Below are 18,706 nucleotides of genomic sequence, written 5' to 3' on the forward strand. Positions count from 1 at the left end.
CCTTTGCGCTATTGATTCGTTCAGATACGCTTACGACTCACCGACCGTTGCTTCGAGCACGGATTTGTACTTCTTGGCATTAACGGCCTCCGGCGACTGAGCGTATTTTTCAATGATACTGTTATAAGTCTCCACAGCCTTGTCGTTCTGCTTGGCTTGCTCATACGCAACTGCCAGCTTCATCAAGTAACCAGGCGTAAAGAATTTATTAGGCTTATAGTCAGCTGCTTTCTGGTAATAGTCGGCCGCTTCACCATAGCTCTTCTTTTCCATATAAGCATCGCCAATGAGAGCATAAGCACGAGCTTGCACCAGCAGATCTGACGAGCTGAAGCTTTTGAGATGCTCAATGGCATCGTCGTATTTTCCTTGCTTCAACAAGCCCATACCGGCGTAGAATTCGGCCAGGTTACCACCCGGTGTCGCCCCGTAGTTATCTGCAACGGCTAGCAAACCTGGGGTTCTACCATCGCCATTGAGCGCTTTTTTTAGCGAATCGGCTTCAAGCTGATAAACCGATGGGAACATTTCAACCTGCGCAGTTTCGTCCTGGCTACTTACGTAATAGCGATAACCAAAGAACCCAACTACCAGCAATACTAAGCCGCCGAGCACACCTACAACGATGTTTCGGTTCTGTTGGAAGAAGTCGCCTACGTCTTCTAACTTGTTTTCTAATGCGTCCGGGTCTTCCAAAAATTCCAATCCGGTGTTCTTCTTGCTCATGCTTTTGCAATTTGGATTGCAAAATTAGGAATATTTACCATTGCGGAAAAGCGTAAATTTCAAAAGTTTACGATTTGCTTTCTTATTGAACGGCCATATCCCGTACAGCCATTACTTCTGACGCCCGTACGCCCCGAATCTGGTGGGGGAGCAGGGTTTCAACGGCCACTGCTTCGCCGGTTAACGTCACAAATTCTACTTCAAATGCTTTCCCGTCGCTGTACACGGTTAAGATAGTACCAACATCCCCCGCTTTCAGCCGACTATTGGCGATATCCTCCTGCAAAACCACTAGATCAAACTCACTCATACGTTAATATACTGGTCATGCTAGAGAAACGACCAACGTTAAGTCTTGTTTTGTTAAAATAGATTAACTTTGTGCCCGCTAATCTTAATAAGGGGTGCCCTAATACAACGGGCTGAGATTATACCCATTGAACCTGCGCGGGTAATGCCGCGAAGGGATCTGGATTTCTTATCTTTTTTCACGTTTAACCAAAGGTAGGATTGGCCCCTTGCCTATCGTCATGCTTTTTCGTCATGAAAAAAACGATGACTGGACGGCATTCCGTCTACTTTTTTATGCTTGTAGCCTTTTTATGGCTAGCCATTTTGCCTGCTTGGGCGCAATTCTCCATTTCCGGAACAGTCAGCGATGCTGAGGGAGGCACAGTCCCCGGCGCGGCCGTTACAGTTGAGGGTACCTATCAAGGCACATTCACCGACGCGACTGGTACGTTTCGGCTTACAAATCTGAAGCCGGGCCCAGTTTCATTACGTGTTTCGTTGTTAGGATTTGAAGCGCAAACCCAGACGCTCGACCTCACCCAGAATACGACCGTATCCGTCACCTTGCGAAAAGCGGCCATTGCTGTAGACGAAGTGGTCGTGAGTGCCACTCGCGCCAACCAAAAGTCAGCTATCGCCTACACGGACGTTTCGCGTCAATATCTCGATAAACTTAATCTGGGCCAGGATATACCTCAGCTTTTGAATTTTACCCCGTCTATTGTGACCACGTCTGATGCGGGTGCTGGCGTCGGTTATACCGGAATTCGCATTCGGGGATCAGATGCAACCCGGGTAAACGTAACGCTGAACGGCATTCCTTACAACGATGCCGAATCGCAGGGAACGTTTTTTGTCAATATGCCCGACTTTGCCTCGTCGGTGAGTAGTGTTCAAATTCAGCGGGGCGTGGGTACATCAACGAACGGGGCAGGGGCATTTGGAGCCTCGGTGAATATCCAAACGAATAAGCTGGAGACAAAACCTTATGCAGAAACTAACCTGTCGGCTGGCTCATTTGGAACGCGTAAGGTTAATGTATTGGCAGGTACGGGACTTTTAAACAACCACTTTACCCTGGATGCCCGGCTGTCGACAATTCATTCGGACGGCTACATTGATCGGGCTTTCTCAAACCTGAAATCATTCTACATCTCGGGCGGCTATTACACCGATAAGAGCTTCGTGCGGCTGAATGTGTTTTCTGGACAAGAGCAGACGTATCAGGCCTGGAATGGCGTACCAGAAAGCTTGCTGCAAACGAACCGAACGTATAACTCATTTACGTATGACAATCAGACTGATAACTACCAGCAAGACAACTATCAGCTCATCAGCTCGCACGAGTTGAGCAAAAACTGGCGGGCAAACCTGTCGTTTTTTTATACAAAAGGTCGTGGATATTACGAAGAATACAGGGCTAATGATGAATTTAGCAACTATGGGCTGCCAAACGTAGTCATTGGCGACTCAACCATCCGCCAGACGGATATAGTTCGGCGTCTCTGGCTGGACAACAACTTCTACGGTACTGTTTTTTCGTTTGATTATAACGGTTTTGGTAAACTAACGGCGAACATTGGCGGGGGGTGGAATCAGTACAAAGGTGAGCACTATGGTGAGATCATCTGGGCTCGCTTCGCCGGAAACACCAACATCCGGGACCGTTATTACAACGATGATGCCACTAAAACCGATTTTAATTTATACGCCAAAGCATTTTACCAGCTTAGTCGAAGCCTGAATGGATTTGTGGATGCCCAAGTGCGAACAATTGACTATTCATTTCTGGGCTTCAACAGTCAGTTGCAGAATGTTCAGCAAACGGCGAACCTGGTATTCTTTAACCCAAAAGCGGGCCTGACCTATACGCTCAATGACCGAAGCACGGTGTACGGATCGGTCGGCGTTGGCCATCGTGAGCCCAACCGAAACGATTATACGCAGTCGACTCCGGCCAGCCGCCCTAAAGCTGAGCAGTTGATTGATTATGAAGCAGGCTATAAGATTCAGACTGCGAACGTAGCGTTTACGGCTAACGCCTATTACATGAACTACCGGAATCAGTTGGTATTATCGGGTCAACTGAACGACGTAGGCGCTGCCAATCGCGTTAACGTGCCCACAAGTTACCGGGCTGGAATAGAACTAGAAGCAGGCGCTCGATTAGCCAAGCCGCTTCGTTGGAACGTAAACGCGACTTTTAGTCAAAACAAGATCAAAAACTTCACGGAGTATCTGGACAACTTTGATAATGGCCAGCAGGAAAGCCGCCAATATCGAGAGACTGATATTTCGTTTTCGCCGAATGTAATTGCAGGATCACAACTATTGTTCACACCCGCAAAAGGTCTGGAATTGGGGCTGTTGTCGAAATACGTTGGTAAACAATATCTGGATAATACATCCAACGAAAGCCGAAAACTAGACCCATACTTCACAAACGACATTCGTGTGATCTACTCGCTGAAGCCCAAATTCGCGCAGGAGATTACGTTTACGTTACTGCTCAATAACGTACTAAATGAACTTTACGAGTCAAATGGTTATACCTACGCCTACATCTCGGAAGGGAGGGTAGTGGCTGATAATGGCTATTACCCACAAGCTGGCCGTAATTTTCTGGCCGGAGTGAAGCTGCGATTCTAAAGTTGTCTGAACCGGGATTTTAACAGGATTTTGCTGATTACACCTGCTGGAAACTAAATCGTGTAAATCCTTTCCTGTTAAAATCCCGGTTCAGACATTCTTCAGATATCAGTTCAGACTCTTATCCAATCGCCTGCGCTAAATCGGCAATCAGGTCGTCAACATCCTCGACGCCCACACTAAGCCGGATAAGGGTATCCTTAAGGCCGTTCTTTTCGCGCTCTTCTTTGGGAATGCTGGCGTGTGTCATACTAGCCGGGTGCGTGCAAAGCGACTCAACTCCTCCCAACGACTCGCCAAGGGAAAAGACTTCAAATGACTCCATCACTCGCACAGCCTCGGGCATTGAATCGCCGTGCAGCGTAAAGGATAACATACCGCCGAAGCCGCGCATTTGCTGCTTCGCCAGTTCGTGACCGGGGTGCGACTCCAAGCCGGGATAATATACCTGACTCACTTTTGGATGCTGTTGTAAGTACTGAGCGACCTGCATGGCGTTCTCGCAGTGCCGTTGCATGCGGAGGTGTAAGGTTTTGATGCCACGTAAGACCAAAAAGCAGTCTTGAGGGCCCGGCACAGCTCCACAGGCATTCTGAATAAAGGCCAGCCGTTGCGCTACGTCATCGTCGTTCAGGACAATAGCACCCATCACCGTGTCGGAGTGGCCTCCCAGGTATTTCGTTACCGAATGCACCACAATATCGGCACCTAAATCAAGTGGATTTTGCAGATAGGGCGACGCAAACGTATTGTCAACGACTAACTGAATACCTCGTTGCTTGGTGATAGCCGCAATAGCTGCAATGTCAACCAGACGTAGCAGGGGATTTGTAGGCGTTTCAATCCAGACCATCTTCGTCGCGGGTGTAATGGCCGCTTCCAGATTGGCGGGATTATCTAGACCGACAAATTTGAATTTGAGGCCAAACTCCTGAAACACACGCACCATAATCCGGTACGTGCCGCCATAGAGGTCGTTGCTGGCGATGATTTCGTCGCCGGGTTTAAATAGCTTTAGAATCGCATCGGTGGCACCAAGGCCCGATGAGTAGCAAATGCCATGTTTCCCGTTTTCAAGAGCAGCCAGGTTGTTCTGAAGCACCGTTCGCGTCGGGTTTTGCGTTCGGGCGTACTCATAGCCTTTGTGCTTACCAGGCGACTCCTGTACGTAGGTTGAGGTCTGATAGATGGGCGTCATGATTGCGCCCGTTGTCGGGTCCGGTTCGATGCCGGCATGTATGGCTTTGGTTGCAAATTTCATAGTCGAAGGTAACACGTTTTTCTATTTATGAACCGCCGGGCCCCCAGGGTAGTTTGATAGCAAGTGAAGCAAATAATTCCTCAGAAACTTACCGGAACAGCCGTTGCGGGTATCCTGTTATCGGTAACGCCCATCGTATTCACGTCGGTACTGACGTACTACGCCATTGTTTATGAAACAGTAATAGCGCGTTTTAACACCTTAGAGTGGGCAGGCATTACGTTGCTTTGTACCGTTACGTCGGCGGTTTTAACGCCACCGACTATGCTGGCGTTAATTTTTGGCTATTTTCTGGGTTGGCAGGCTGTTTTACCCCTTTGCATCATTAACATGGGTGGCATACTGTTTATCAATTCCATCGTGCGTTGGCTCGATCATGATCGTTTCTTGCGTTTTTTGAGCCGTAACCCCAAAGCACAGTCAGTGCTCGACCGCATCCTCGACAAAGAGTTAGAAGTTATTTTCTTCGCTAAACTTTCGCCTATACTACCGTTCGGCTTGACAAATCTCCTGTTTGCCCTCTCAGGAGCAAGCCTGAAAAATATTCTGCTGGGTGGTTTTCTAGGGATGTTACCCCGAACGTTACTGGCGATCTGGTCGGGGTACGAAGCCCGCGAAATTCGAACGCTGCTCGAGAACCCAAATCAAAATACATGGACGCAACTAATTATCATTGGATTGATTGTCGTGTCCATCATCGGCTTATGGCAAGTCGTCAAAAAGGCCCTGCGCTAGATGTTCTGCTGCCATCTCAACCAAATGATTATGCCCCGTTTTCAACACAGTTAGCTCAAAGTGCTCAAGCTTTTGAGTGAGAGGAAATACGTAACGTCCGGGCACAATCCGGTCGAACTCACCAATATATAATCGAACACGCACGGCGTGCCGATGCGCAAATTTACTGATGGTTTCCAGATCAGGGCGTAGTTGCCGAAACTGTGTCCACGAGTTGTAAACTAATTCGCGTTGGGCAGGTGTTCCGAGCGAAATTTCAGCAAAGCGCATGGCCGTACGATTGAGTAGCCCAAACCGGGTCAGCATATGACCGATAGTACTTAACATCGATAAATGCCGTAACACGTAGGCGAATACCCATCGGCCTGGTACTGAGCCAGTGGCCAGCCGATACCACAGATTACGCGTGATACCGTCTGGTGCTATCAAGATTAATTGATTGACCCGACTCATGAAGAGTTCGGCGGTTAACAGCGCAAACCGTCCTCCCAGGCTAAAGCCCATGAGCGCAAACCGCTCAACGCGCAGCTCCTGCAAAAAAGCCTCTATTAACCTTTGCCAACTGGTTTTAGTTAGTAATTGACTGGCTCCATAACGGCTGTTACCGTGGAAAAATAAGTCGAGTGAATACACCGTAAATGTGTCGTCAAATGTTCTTTCCAGCGCCGAAAACACTTGACTATCCTGGCCGAAACCATGGAATGCCAGCAGTCTCTCAGGGCCATTTCCGTAGATTCGGTAGGCTAATTGGCTGCCCTCAAAATCAAAATAACAAACGTCGGCGACTACAGTCATACCCGTAAAGTTGCATTAAACCCAAACACTCATGCAAACCTTCGCCAATCTGGACGAATTTTCTGCTCATGCCGGGCAATCGCTCGGCGAAACCGAGTACATGACCATTACGCAGGAAATGGTAAATCTGTTCGCCCAAGCTACCGGCGATCATCAATGGATTCATACGGACCCTGACCGGGCTGCTCGTGAATCTCCTTACAAAACCCCCATCGCTCACGGCTTTCTGACGCTCTCGTTAGCGCCTAAGCTGTTAGCCGAAATTTATAAGGTTGAATCGGTTAAGCTCGGAATCAACTACGGAGCCAACAAAATTCGGTTTACAAATGCTGTTCCGGTGGGTAGTCGCTTGCGTATGAAAGCCTGGCTGCACCACGCAGAACCGCAGAATAGTAACGAAGATACAAATGGTGTTCGGGCCATTGTTGAGTGCGCCTTTGAAGTTGAAGGCGAGCAAAAACCGGCCTGCGTAGCGGAATTAATAACGTTATTGTTTGAGTAAGTTTGGATGGTAGAACTGTATGCATGCATACCATTAGTTCTATTTTTTCTTATCTTTACACTATCGTCAACAAACGTATTAACTACCCAATTCAGATGGCAACGGCAACGCTGGAGTTACAAGGATTGAATTTTAATTTATCAGAGGAGCATCTCGCTGTACAGGAAGCCGCCCGCGACTTTGCACAAAATGAATTGCTACCCGGCATCGTCGAACGCGATAACGAAGCCCGGTTTCCCGCGGAGCAAGTCAAGCGAATGGGCGAGCTGGGCTTTTTGGGCATGATGGTCGCACCCGAATATGGGGGAGGAGGTATGGACACGGTGTCTTACGTATTGGCGATGGAAGAAATTTCTAAGATCGACGCGTCAGCCTCAGTTATTATGTCCGTCAATAACTCGCTCGTCTGTTATGGGCTAGAAGCTTTCGGCACCGAAGAACAGAAGCAGAAGTATTTAACCAAGCTGGCTTCTGGTCAGATTATCGGGGCTTTCTGTCTTTCTGAGCCCGAAGCGGGTTCGGACGCTACGTCGCAGGCCACCACCGCTGAAGATAAAGGCGATTATTATTTAGTGAACGGTACCAAAAACTGGATTACCAACGGAAACTCGTCGGGCGTTTGTTTGGTCATTGCGCAAACGGATCGTGAGAAAAAACACCGCGGCATTAACTGTCTGATTATTGAGAAAGGAACGCCCGGTTTTTTGGTTGGCAAGAAAGAAGACAAGATGGGTATTCGGGCATCGGATACTCATTCACTTTTGTTTACCGACGTAAAAGTGCCGAAAGAAAACCGCATTGGCGAGAATGGCTTTGGGTTTAAGTTCGCTATGTCGACGCTCAACGGCGGACGAATTGGTATTGCTGCTCAAGCGCTGGGGATTGCCGCTGGGGCTTACGAACTTGCCCTGAAATATAGTCAGGAACGTAAGTCTTTTGGAAAGCAAATATTTGATCATCAGGCGATTCAGTTTAAACTTGCTGAAATGGCCACCAAAATTGAAGCGGCCCGGCTGCTCGTTTACAAAGCGGCCCGCCTTAAAGATGAACACAAGGACTATGTTCAAGCCGCAGCAATGGCTAAGCTATATGCATCTGATGTAGCAATGTGGGCAACAACCGAAGCGGTACAGATTCACGGCGGTTACGGGTACGTGAAAGAATTTCACGTGGAGCGTTTGATGCGTGATGCTAAAATTACGCAGATATACGAAGGTACATCTGAAATCCAAAAATTAGTGATCGCTCGCGAACTCGTTCGCTAAGTATTTTCTTAGTAAAATAGAATTTTTTTATAGGAGGGGCGCGTGTTCTTTGAGAATACGCGCTATTTTTTTATTATTTGGAAACTTTTATACTTGTATTAGTTTTGTACAAATTATTAGTTTTGTGCAACTTTGAGCGCAACGTCAGTTAGAGACACACCTTTCTGCTATGGAAGACTACAATAAAATAATCGAATCCCTGGGTGTTAAATTCATTAAGGCTCGCAACATCAGGATTCTGCAGCCGATCACCATCAAGAATTTTTACGATGTTGAGAATACATTACTGATTCTTTACAACGGCGAAGTATCAATTGGCGATGACAAAATCAGTGTGGATGTAGGGGACATGCTGTTCATTCCTGGTGGCAAACATGTGACGGTTACGTACGGCGACCCATCGAACGCAAAAGGGGTTTCGAACGAAGAGTTTATGACCCATCGAGAGTCGTATTGGGAAGGCAACCACGATCCGAAACTCATTGGCCATTTGCCTAATTCGTTCGGTTACGTTTCGTTTGAGGCTAAGGTATTTGATTCTGTCAACTTCTTTAACTCGCTCGATGTGCCCCCGTTCATCATTAAGCGGGAAGATCACCTGGCGAACACCATTGACCAAATTTTGGCCGAAGATATGACCGACCTGGCCGGGAAAGGACGTATCATCAAAATAAAGACAGAAGAGATCGTTATCGAAGTAGTCCGGTACATCCTGAAAAACCGCCTGTTCGTTGAGCAGTTGGTTACCAACAGTACCTACTTCAAAGATCCTCGGCTGATCGACATCTTTGCTTATATCAAAGAAAACCTGGGAGGAGATCTGTCGAACAAAGTGCTCGCTAACGTTGCCAACGTTTCGGAAGACTACGTAGGACAGTACTTCAAAATGCTGACGGGCATCAATCCCCAGGATTATATCGAATATCAGCGGATGGAAGCCGCCGTGGGCTTGTTGAGAACCAGTAAGAAAAGCATTCGGGCTATTGGAGCCGAAGTGGGTTACAAAGATACCGCTTACTTTTGCCGCCGGTTCAAGATGATGTTTGGTATTCCAGCGGGTAAGATGCGCCGTCGGGAATCACTGATGAATGTATAGAGAACAATAAAATACGGAGAGCGGGCCACAGGTACTTGTGGCCCGCTCTTGTTTTTAATCATTGTACGTTTACTTCAACAGGTAACGTATAAAATACGGCTACTGGCTGCCCACCAACTTCACCAGGGCGCCAGCGGGGCATTTTCTCGATGGCTGCAACAATGGTTGTCATGAACTCCTGCATCCCTTTACGATTCTCTTTATCCAGTGGCTTCGTGGTTATACGCACATCACGAATACTGCCATCCTTATCAATAATAAATTTAGCCGCTACGGGCCCTGTGCTGTAGTTCTTCCGGGCTAATGAGTTTGGATAGCGTATGTTTTGAGCCAGATACTGGCTTAGGGCGGCTTTGCCTCCCGGAAATTCAGGTTCGCGTTCGGCTGTGGTGTAAACCAACTCGCTACGCGATTGCGCCCGAGAATCCGTATTAGATAACACCAAAGTACAGGCTGTGACGGTCAGACACAGCACAGCATAGGCAATCGTTTTCATAAGTTAAGCTTGTACAACTGATTGATTAAACTCACGCATTACAGTCGATAATTGTGGAAGCAGATCGGGGTCCTGTTCGATGCCATTGCCAACGACAATCATATCGGCACCCGCCTTTAAGGCCTCATACGCTTTTTCACCTGAGTTGATACCCCCGCCAACAACAATAGGAACGTCGACAACGGATCGAACCGCAGCGATCATCTCAGGCGATACAGGACGGCGTGCCCCGCTTCCCGCGTCTAAATACATGAGCTTTAGGCCCAGCATCTCGCCCGCCATGGCTGTACAAGCGGCTACGTTAGGTTTATCGTGCGGCAGAGGCATCGTACCACTAACGTAGGAAACAGTCGTTTGCGTACCACTATCGACCAACATATAGCCAGTAGGTAAAATCTCCAGACCACTTTTTTTAAGTAGAGGAGCGGCAATGACGTGCTGACCAATCAAAAAATCTGGATTACGACCCGAAATGAGCGAAAGGAGCAAGATAGCGTCGGCCGATGCGTCTATATGAAGTGGATTGCCCGGGAATAAAATGACAGGCGTGTCGCAATGCCGACGAATAGTGGCAATAACTTCTTGATGGACATAGTCAGTGACCAGGCTGCCACCAACCAAAAAAAAGTTAACCGGATGCTCAGTTGTTCGTGCTACTAAAGCCGAAAGCGCGTCTTGCTCGACCTTATCGGGGTCGAGCAAGACGGCAAGCGATCTAAGACCAGCTATCTTATGACTCTGTAACGTAGTTAACAGGCCGGGTTGGAGCCTTTTCGTGATATTGCCTTGGGTCGGCAGTTGGGTTGATGGCATTATTCTGACGGATGCGGGCTAAAAAGCCGGTTAGCTGCTCGCGGGCAATGTTGGTCAGCACTGACGTAACTAAACCACCAATCAGACCACTTGCGGCTGCTGACTTCTGCGATTTTTTTGCCTGCTGTTGAATCGCTTTATGACTTCCGGGTTGAGCATATGACTCATCATCGTCTTCATCAAAGTGATCTTCCTGCTCATCTGGTTCGCCATATTTTTCGGCGTAGCGGTACTCATCAGACTTGGGCAAAATAGCATTAACAACCAAATATACGGCTAAAGCGGCAGCTGCAACAATCGCAGTTGTTTTACCAACCTCTGTTGCATCACCTTTGATTGAATCAACGCTGTCGGTAATAGAACTTTTAAATCGTTCTGTGGCGGCCATGAGTTGGGCTCTGCGGGCTGTTGTATCAGCGAATGGTACTTTAGGGTCTTCCATTTTTTCTTTCTTAAAGTATTTTCAATGAAACCGAATTGTTTAAAAAGGTTTTGGTGAGGGCTGACCCTGCTCAACGTATCGTCCGTTTTCAGTCATTGTCGAGCGAGTTTTAGCCATGAGCTCTTCAACTGCCTGCGACTTTTCTTCTACTTTTTTCTCCTGGCTTTTCTTGATAGCGCTGTAGGCGGCTACCCGAATCTTCGATTTGAAAAAGTCTTTTGCTGCTAACCAAATAACGGTCAACAGTAAAAAGAAACCGGCCACAATCAAGAAACCCAGATACCGACTATCGGTTACCTCGTTCAGATAAGCCGCCAGCAGGCTAAATATAAATATGGTCGTCATTGTACCCAGTAAAGCCAACACAATACCATGGACGCCAACCACCACACCCTCTTCCAGTTTTCCGCGAGTTTCCAGCGTAAATAATTCAATACGCGCTTCCAAATAGCGGAATATATTCTCCCGAATTTCTTCTAAGCGTTCCAACATGATCGTAAGTAGTTAAGTTTTCGCTCTGCCGTATCTACAAATAATCGTCCAATTTGTTTAAAATGGCTTCTTTTTGGGCTCCCAAAAGTTACTAAGCAGTACAACTGCCTTTTTTAGGCTCCAGTGGCAAGCTGTATAGATGAAGAAAGGTTAAAAAAAAGATTGTGATTTAATTATCAACAAGGCGGAAGAGCCAGTTCGGTTGACAATAAGTAACACGATTGTGGAAAAAACGCCCGATCAAACGTTTGAAACGCTTTTAATAAATGGTTTAGGCGGGTAATACAAAGGAGGACCGTCTACAAAAATAGCCCCGGCGAATAATTCGCCGGGGCTATTTTTCAATATCATCGGATAACGAAAGGGACAAGAAGCCAGGCTGTCAATCACATGATCAACAACACCAGGCCCTACCAATAGGATTGGCTAATTTGACTGCCGAAGTTTGGCTTCAATCGTTTGCTGTGTGTGTGGCACAGCCCGAAGGCGCTCCTTAGGAATCAGCTTGCCAGTATCCTTACAAATGCCATAGGTACCGTTTTTGATTCGTACCATAGCTGCTTCTAGCTGCTGAATAAATTTCTGCAACCGAGCAGCTAACTGGCTAAGGTTTTCCCGTTCGCTCGTATCGGCTCCATCTTCAAGCAGTTTGGAGTTGCCCGAGGTGTTATCCGTTCCGCTATCATTCCGCTTACTCAAAGTTTCTTTGATGTAGTTCAACTCGCTACGGGTTGCGTCGAGTTTCTGACTAATCAACTCTTCGAACTCCTTCAAGTCTTCTTCCGAGTAACGTTTCTTCTCTTCTTGAACCATAGCAAGTGCCTATTTGATGGGGTGTAAGATTATAACTACAAAATTAATAGTTTGTATGCGGCTTTTCAATGGTTAACTGAGTATATGTAACATTTAGTAACGTATTTTTTAAAATTTACTTAATTGTAAAAGGGTATTTATGCAAATGAATATTTGGCTTGAAAAACATTATAGGCAAAACTATTTGGACATAATTTCCGATTATAAATAATTATGTCGACGTATATTTTAGATTAATCTTAGAAAAAATATACTTTTTGTAATGTGATTCGTGATTTATTAAGTTTGCGGCACACTTCATCAATATTTTTAGTTTAAGACAAGAAGTTAAGCTATGGCCATGGCATATATCGAACCAGCTCCGATAAAAGATAAAGAAAATCCGCTTGAGTCTATGATGTCGCGTTTTGACGCGGCTGCCCGTCTGTTAGGTATCTCAGACGAAATGTACGACATCCTCAAAGTACCAGCCCGTCAGGTCATTGTAGGGCTACCGGTTACGATGGACAACGGAGCTATCAAGGTGTTTGAAGGCTACCGCGTCATTCATTCAAACATTCTGGGACCAGCCAAAGGAGGCATCCGGCTCGATCCTGCTGTGCATCTCGACGAAGTAAGAGCATTGGCTGCCTGGATGACTTGGAAATGCGCAGTTGTGGATATTCCTTATGGTGGAGCAAAAGGGGGTATTGCCTGTAACCCACGTGAGATGTCGGCGGGCGAGATCGAGCGGCTTATTCGCCAATACACCGTCGCTATGCTCGACGTAATCGGCCCAGATCGTGATATTCCGGCTCCAGATATGGGTACGGGACCTCGTGAGATGGCCTGGATTGTAGACGAGTACTCTAAGGCTAAAGGCATGACTGTCAATAACGTAGTGACTGGTAAGCCATTGGTACTGGGTGGTTCGCTAGGGCGTACTGAAGCAACGGGACGGGGCGTTACGGTGGCTGCTTTGGCCGCCATGGATAAACTTCGCATGAATCCATACCGGACCACAGCGGCTATTCAGGGATTTGGCAACGTTGGTTCTTTCGCGGCCGAGTTGCTCCACGAGCGGGGCGTTACGGTAGTAGCGGTCAGTGACATATCAGGTGGTTATTACAATGCGTCGGGTATTGATATTACAGCTGCTGTAAACTACCGGAATAGTAACAAAGGCACATTAGATGGTTTTAGTGGCGCCGAAAAAATATCGAATGAAGAATTGCTGGCCCTAGCCGTTGACGTTCTGGTACCTGCTGCCAAAGAGGATGTGATAACAGATGACAATGCCGCTTCTATTCAGGCCAAGATGATTGTAGAAGGTGCAAACGGACCAACGTCAGCCAGTGCCGATGAGATCATTAATAGCAAAGGCATCCTGGTTGTTCCTGATATTTTAGCGAATGCAGGTGGTGTTACGGTATCTTACTTTGAGTGGGTGCAGAACCGCATCGGCTACAAATGGACGCTCGATCGGATCAATCGCCGGGCCGACCGCGTGATGAAAGACGCCTTTGATCGCGTGTTTGAAACGTCGCAGCGCTATCAGGTGCCTATGCGCCTGGCCGCTTACATTGTGGCTATTGATAAGGTGGCTAGTACGTATAAATTCCGGGGCGGGTACTAATTGATTTTTGATTTACGAGATACGATTTACGATTTTTGCTCGCTCATTACGTAAATCATACCGTTCAGACGGCATTAACTTCGTAAATCATACAACGTAACCGGGCCGGCGTTCCGGTCATAAATCAGTACATGCGCTTACACCGCGAAGGCTACACCATCATGCTTACGACAGGGCTAGTTTTGCTAGCCCTCAATTTGCTCGCTTATTTTTATTTGTTTTCAGACAACCCAACGGCAATTACATTGCTACTGGTGGCTAGCCTAATCCTGTTTGTCTTGATTGTGCAGTTCTTTCGCGTGCCTAACCGGTTGCTCACTACCGGAGATACGCAGGTAATTGCGCCAGCTGATGGTACTGTAGTCGTGATCGAAGAAGCGGAAGAAGGCGAGTATTTTAAAGCCCGTCGGCGTCAAATTTCAATTTTTATGTCACCGCTGAATGTTCACGTCAATCGAAATCCGGTCTCAGGGGTTGTTCGGTATTTCAAATATTATCCAGGTAAATACTTAGTGGCTTGGCACCCAAAGTCGAGCACTGAAAACGAGCGGACAACGGTTGTCATTGAAGCTACTAATGGAGTTGAAGTACTGTTTCGGCAAATTGCCGGTGCTGTGGCCCGCCGTATTCGTTGGTACGTTAAAGAGGGACAACCTGTTGAACAAGGTCAGGAGATGGGATTTATTAAGTTCGGCTCACGGGTTGATGTTTTCCTGCCGCTTGATGCTGACATCAAAGTTAAAATTGGCGACCGAACTAAAGGCGGGGTTACGGTTATAGCTGAACTACCTTAAGTCTCTTTGGGTAGCGGCTGATGAATTGGTCGCTACCTATATATGTCAACACCTGGTAATTTTCCTACAAGCTTCCCGCGGCTGTTAATTTCGGTATGTTTCAGAGCGAGATTGATCCGGCCTGCATGTCAGCATAAGCTGCTGAGTGAAACTAGAGGCCGCCTACTTGTTTAGCCTAACCCCGTTTTTATTACCGATGCTTAACATGAGACAGTGATCTACCTCTGATCGCAAAGCCATAAGTTGCCAATCATTTAAGACTAGAGCGGTAAAAGTCTCTTTTATCAGCACCGGTTTGGGATGCCCCTCTTTCTTAACGAGAACTTGTGTATCTCGTCTCCCAATTTATAATCATAATCAGATAATTTTTACTTATTTTTAGTAAGGCATTACAAAGCTTTACTAAGAGTATGGAGTTCGACTACATCATTATAGGCGCGGGGTCGGCAGGTTGTGTTTTGGCTAACCGACTTTCGGCTGATCCAGCCGTTTCAATATTACTGCTGGAGGCTGGTGGGCCAGACAAGAGGATGGAAATCCATATTCCTGCGGCTTATACCAGGCTGCACGGTTCTGCTGTTGATTGGGGCTTCTGGACGGAGCCCCAGATCGCGCTAAATGGCCGCCGAATGTATCAGCCGCGTGGTAAAACATTAGGCGGCTGTTCCTCGACGAATGCTATGGCTTATGTACGTGGTAATCGGCTCGATTACGACGATTGGGCAGCGTTGGGTAATGCCGGATGGGGCTATGAAGCTATACTGCCTTACTTCATACGATCGGAGCATAACGAGCAGTTCGAGCAACTTGACCCGCGCTATCACGGACGTAGTGGGCCGCTTAACGTGACTTATGCTACACGATTTCAAACACCGTTGGCAAATGCTTTTGTTGAAGCCTGTAAACAGACTGGTATTCCCGAAAACCATGATTATAATGGCGCTCAACAGGCAGGAACGGGCCTATTTCAGTTTACCATAAAAAATGGCAGACGACATAGTGCAGCTACGGCCTTTTTAAAACCCGTACTCAACCGGCCTAACTTAAAGGTTATTACTCACGCTTTAACCAAACAGATATTAATTCGGAACGACCGGGCAACAGGTGTCGAGTTCATAACGGGTAAGAGTCAAACTCAGCAAGCTACTGCCCGAAAAGAGGTAATTTTGTCAGCGGGCGCGTTTCAATCGCCCCAGTTGCTGATGCTGTCGGGCATTGGACCCGCTGATGAACTGCGTGCATTAGACATTACTCTAAAGAAAGAGTTGCCTGGAGTAGGCCAAAACCTGCAGGACCACCTGTTCTGCGGCATAAGCAGTTTATGTTCGCAGCGGGGCACATCGGCTAACTTTCACCTGAAGCCGCTCAATCAACTGAAGGGGTTGGTACAATTCTTTCTGAATAAGAAAGGACCAATGACTATCAGCCCGCTTGAGGCAGTCGCTTTTCTGCAAACCGATCAATTGACTGGCGTGGAAAACCAAGGGCGGGTAGATATGCAATTTCATTTTGCACCGGTGCACTTTGGTAATGATGGTAAAGCAGACTTCTACGATTTGTCGACCTACCCATCTACTGATGGCTATACAGTTTTGCCTACGCTGTTGAAGCCCCAAAGCCGTGGCTACATTGGGCTGAAGTCTAACAATCCACTCGACGCGCCGTTGATCCAACCTAATTATCTGGCCGAAGACGCTGATAAGCAAATTCTGCTTAGCGGTCTACGAAAGGCTATTGAGGTGATGAAGGCTGATGCGTTTGGGCCTTATAGCCAGGGAATTAGCTTACCTACTGATTATAGTTCGGATGATGCCTTGTGGCAACATGTGCTGGCTGTCCTTGAAACAGTGTATCATCCGGTCGGTACGTGCAAAATGGGGCAGGATGTAATGGCTGTAGTAGACGCTGACCTTCGGGTGCACGGTATAGAGTGCCTACGTGTCATAGATGCGTCGATCATGCCAACTATTGTATCTGGCAACACAAACGCGCCGGTCATTATGATTGCTGAAAAAGGGGCAGACTTGATTTTAGGACGCAAAATGGTCTCTACAAGCGACGATCGTGTTGCCAGTATTTAAAAGCTGTTTGGTGTTGACTATTAAAACGTATGGGGCTTTTCCTAATTTTGGGGGAAGTCCCGTTTTTATGCGCACAAGTTCTGCTGTTGAAACCAGGTCGACCCGTTCCGCCGATCGGTCTACACCTACGAAAATCATAGTAATTGGCCTGATTGGGTTGCTGCTCATCTGCTTTTATGTAGCAGTAGTTCGTTTTTCGGTAAACGTGCCTATCGTCGATGACTTCATGTACGTTTTTACGCTCACCCGCCTGCTCGATCCAGCAGCGACCTGGCAAAAGATCGTTCTGCTGATTATTGAGCAGCATAATGACCACCGCATCCTGCTATCGCGCCTAGCATTTCTGACGACCTACGCCTTTGAGGGACACCTTAATTTTCAAACGCTTATCATCGTTGCCAGCCTGAGTGTAGCTGGTATGGTGTGGCTCATTGGCCGCTTATTTCGGCGAGCGCAGCTTTCAAGTTGGGCGATACTGCCGGTGGCATTCCTATTATTTCAGCCGTCCTATCACGCCAATGTCTGGTGGGCGTTGTCCATCTGGCAACACACTGTAACGCTGTTTTTATACATACTGCTCTTTTACCTGGTGTTGAAAGCAACCGGCCGCTATCAGGTAAGTGCCTGGCTACTAGGCGCTGTTTTAGTGTTTTCAAACAGCAATGGTATTGTTGCCTGGTTCACGGTTGTGCTGCTTCTCGCCGTGAATCGACGCTGGAAACAAGCTGGCATCTGGGCGGTTAGCGGAATCATTTTAGCTGTACTTTACTACAATCTGGGGTATGACTTCAGGAGCCAGGGATCGTTTCAGGTGATTATTCAGCATCCGGTCTGGGTTTTCAAAAGTGTAGTCAGTTTCTTGGGGGGCGCTGTTTATTTAAATGGATGGCGCTGGCTGGGCATACCGAATCTATGGCTCGTCTTAGGAACAGGAGTAAGCGTAATGGTGATAGTTATACTGGCCTGGTGGCGGATGTTTTTTGACCGTGTGCGCCCGTCTGTACCGTTTCAGGTGTTTGCAGCATTGGCATTAGTGCTCTGTGGCACTGCTGGAGCAGCTTCATTAACCCGTAGCGATGGCCACTTCTCGGTGATTGACCGCTACCAGGTGTACAGCGTTTTATGCGTTATTTCAGCGTATGCTTTAGCATTGCTAACAGTAAAAGGCCGCTGGAATCAAAGTCTTGTTGTAGGAATGAACGTGGTAGGTGCCTGGTTCTGCCTTGTGGCCTGGCAGCTGTATCCGCCCATATTGGCCGAAAAGCGTCAGCAGTTGATTTCGCAAACGTACTCGCTTGAGCACTATAACAAGTCAGTTGTTGATAACCTGTTCTTGTTAGACCCTTATTGGCAGGGGCTCTGGAAACAAGCTGTAACTAAAGGTCAGTACCAGTTTCCCAATACCGAGCTTTCTGGAGTTGAGCCCGTACTACGTCAAAAAGCGGGAGGGTATGTGGCTACCTCGTTTAATGTGAAGGACACGGTTGTCAATGAACTTTCGGTTGATCACGATCTCGCAATGGTTGAGAACAAAACCTTACCAACACCCGACTACATGTTGCTACAGTCGACGGCCGAGACGCACATCTTACCCGCACGCACGTTGACAGCTGAACAGCCTTTTCGGGCGAGTGGCCCACCAATCGGCGTTAAAACGACTTTTTATCCACAAGCATTAACGCCGGGCAACTATCGGATTGGGTGGCTAAACGTAGATGGAGACAAACCTGTGGCTGAATGGACGAAACAGTTTTATGTCAAAGGGGCTGACGATGCTTCCAAACCATTTCGTTAAGAATATAAACAGCTTCAAATAAGCAGAAAAGCCACTCCTGGCAAC

Annotated in this window: 18 protein-coding genes; 9 read left to right on the plus strand and 9 right to left on the minus strand. The window is 47.4% G+C overall.

Annotation, left to right across the window (positions count from 1 at the left end; all coding sequences use genetic code 11):
* Positions 1–30: 30 nt before the first annotated feature.
* Both ACFSUS_RS23930 and ACFSUS_RS23935 read right to left on the minus strand, forming a co-directional pair.
* Positions 31–726: a tetratricopeptide repeat protein gene (locus tag ACFSUS_RS23930; RefSeq protein ID WP_381526599.1), complete on the minus strand. Its 696-nt coding sequence runs from the start codon at positions 724–726 to the stop codon at positions 31–33.
* An 82-nt stretch (positions 727–808) separates the two neighbouring features.
* Entirely contained in the window at positions 809–1,036 is a 228-nt protein-coding gene (locus ACFSUS_RS23935; RefSeq protein ID WP_381526601.1) for a DUF4926 domain-containing protein, read from the minus strand.
* Between the two features lie 275 nt (positions 1,037–1,311).
* On the opposite strand from ACFSUS_RS23935, the gene ACFSUS_RS23940 reads away from it, so the two are divergent.
* Complete coding sequence (locus tag ACFSUS_RS23940; protein ID WP_381526603.1) at positions 1,312–3,666, plus strand: TonB-dependent receptor; 2,355 nt, start codon at positions 1,312–1,314, stop codon at positions 3,664–3,666.
* A 121-nt stretch (positions 3,667–3,787) separates the two neighbouring features.
* Here the strand turns inward: ACFSUS_RS23940 and ACFSUS_RS23945 are convergent, their stop codons facing one another.
* Complete coding sequence (locus ACFSUS_RS23945) at positions 3,788–4,927, minus strand: cystathionine gamma-synthase (RefSeq protein ID WP_381526605.1); 1,140 nt, start codon at positions 4,925–4,927, stop codon at positions 3,788–3,790.
* A gap of 63 nt (positions 4,928–4,990) precedes the next feature.
* On the opposite strand from ACFSUS_RS23945, the gene ACFSUS_RS23950 reads away from it, so the two are divergent.
* Positions 4,991–5,662 (plus strand): TVP38/TMEM64 family protein, encoded by a 672-nt coding sequence (locus ACFSUS_RS23950; RefSeq protein WP_381526607.1) that lies wholly within the window; start codon positions 4,991–4,993, stop codon positions 5,660–5,662.
* Here the strand turns inward: ACFSUS_RS23950 and ACFSUS_RS23955 are convergent.
* Positions 5,630–6,457 carry an alpha/beta hydrolase gene (locus tag ACFSUS_RS23955; protein WP_381526609.1) on the minus strand — a complete coding sequence of 276 codons (828 nt, stop codon included), beginning with the start codon at positions 6,455–6,457 and terminating at the stop codon, positions 5,630–5,632. The genes ACFSUS_RS23950 and ACFSUS_RS23955 overlap by 33 nt on opposite strands.
* Positions 6,458–6,488: 31 nt before the next feature.
* Here ACFSUS_RS23955 and ACFSUS_RS23960 point away from each other — a divergent pair, with 31 nt between their 5' ends.
* From ACFSUS_RS23960 to ACFSUS_RS23970, 3 genes are all read left to right on the plus strand, one after another.
* On the plus strand, positions 6,489–6,959 hold the full coding sequence (locus tag ACFSUS_RS23960; RefSeq protein WP_381526611.1) for a MaoC family dehydratase: 471 nt from the start codon (positions 6,489–6,491) through the stop codon (positions 6,957–6,959).
* 95 nt (positions 6,960–7,054) lie between these two features.
* A complete protein-coding gene (locus ACFSUS_RS23965; RefSeq protein WP_381526613.1) occupies positions 7,055–8,224 on the plus strand; it encodes an acyl-CoA dehydrogenase in 1,170 nt (389 codons plus the stop codon).
* A 169-nt stretch (positions 8,225–8,393) separates the two neighbouring features.
* A complete protein-coding gene (locus ACFSUS_RS23970) occupies positions 8,394–9,320 on the plus strand; it encodes an AraC family transcriptional regulator (RefSeq protein ID WP_381526616.1) in 927 nt (308 codons plus the stop codon).
* Between the two features lie 58 nt (positions 9,321–9,378).
* On the opposite strand, the gene ACFSUS_RS23975 is transcribed toward ACFSUS_RS23970, so the two are convergent.
* The 5 genes from ACFSUS_RS23975 to ACFSUS_RS23995 all read right to left on the minus strand — a co-directional run bounded on the left by ACFSUS_RS23975 (position 9,379) and on the right by ACFSUS_RS23995 (position 12,376).
* Positions 9,379–9,816: an energy transducer TonB gene (locus ACFSUS_RS23975; protein WP_381526618.1), complete on the minus strand. Its 438-nt coding sequence runs from the start codon at positions 9,814–9,816 to the stop codon at positions 9,379–9,381.
* A gap of 3 nt (positions 9,817–9,819) precedes the next feature.
* Entirely contained in the window at positions 9,820–10,518 is a 699-nt protein-coding gene (locus ACFSUS_RS23980) for a phosphoglycerol geranylgeranyltransferase (protein ID WP_381526620.1), read from the minus strand.
* Between the two features lie 28 nt (positions 10,519–10,546).
* Entirely contained in the window at positions 10,547–11,071 is a 525-nt protein-coding gene (locus ACFSUS_RS23985) for a hypothetical protein (protein ID WP_381526622.1), read from the minus strand.
* Positions 11,072–11,110: 39 nt separating this feature from the next.
* Positions 11,111–11,563 carry a phage holin family protein gene (locus tag ACFSUS_RS23990; RefSeq protein WP_381526624.1) on the minus strand — a complete coding sequence of 151 codons (453 nt, stop codon included), beginning with the start codon at positions 11,561–11,563 and terminating at the stop codon, positions 11,111–11,113.
* A gap of 426 nt (positions 11,564–11,989) precedes the next feature.
* Positions 11,990–12,376 carry a TraR/DksA family transcriptional regulator gene (locus ACFSUS_RS23995; RefSeq protein WP_381526626.1) on the minus strand — a complete coding sequence of 129 codons (387 nt, stop codon included), beginning with the start codon at positions 12,374–12,376 and terminating at the stop codon, positions 11,990–11,992.
* 340 nt (positions 12,377–12,716) lie between these two features.
* Here ACFSUS_RS23995 and ACFSUS_RS24000 point away from each other — a divergent pair, with 340 nt between their 5' ends.
* The 4 genes from ACFSUS_RS24000 (at position 12,717) to ACFSUS_RS24015 (ending at position 18,661) form a co-directional block, all read left to right on the plus strand.
* Positions 12,717–13,991 (plus strand): Glu/Leu/Phe/Val family dehydrogenase, encoded by a 1,275-nt coding sequence (locus ACFSUS_RS24000; RefSeq protein ID WP_381526628.1) that lies wholly within the window; start codon positions 12,717–12,719, stop codon positions 13,989–13,991.
* 131 nt (positions 13,992–14,122) lie between these two features.
* Positions 14,123–14,785 carry a phosphatidylserine decarboxylase family protein gene (locus ACFSUS_RS24005; RefSeq protein ID WP_381526630.1) on the plus strand — a complete coding sequence of 221 codons (663 nt, stop codon included), beginning with the start codon at positions 14,123–14,125 and terminating at the stop codon, positions 14,783–14,785.
* Positions 14,786–15,195: 410 nt separating this feature from the next.
* Entirely contained in the window at positions 15,196–16,866 is a 1,671-nt protein-coding gene (locus tag ACFSUS_RS24010; protein ID WP_381526632.1) for a GMC family oxidoreductase, read from the plus strand.
* Positions 16,867–16,933: 67 nt separating this feature from the next.
* Positions 16,934–18,661: a hypothetical protein gene (locus tag ACFSUS_RS24015; RefSeq protein ID WP_381526634.1), complete on the plus strand. Its 1,728-nt coding sequence runs from the start codon at positions 16,934–16,936 to the stop codon at positions 18,659–18,661.
* Positions 18,662–18,706: the final 45 nt, after the last annotated feature.

It is taken from the genome of Spirosoma soli, assembly GCF_042684525.1.
GTDB lineage: Bacteria > Bacteroidota > Bacteroidia > Cytophagales > Spirosomataceae > Spirosoma > Spirosoma soli.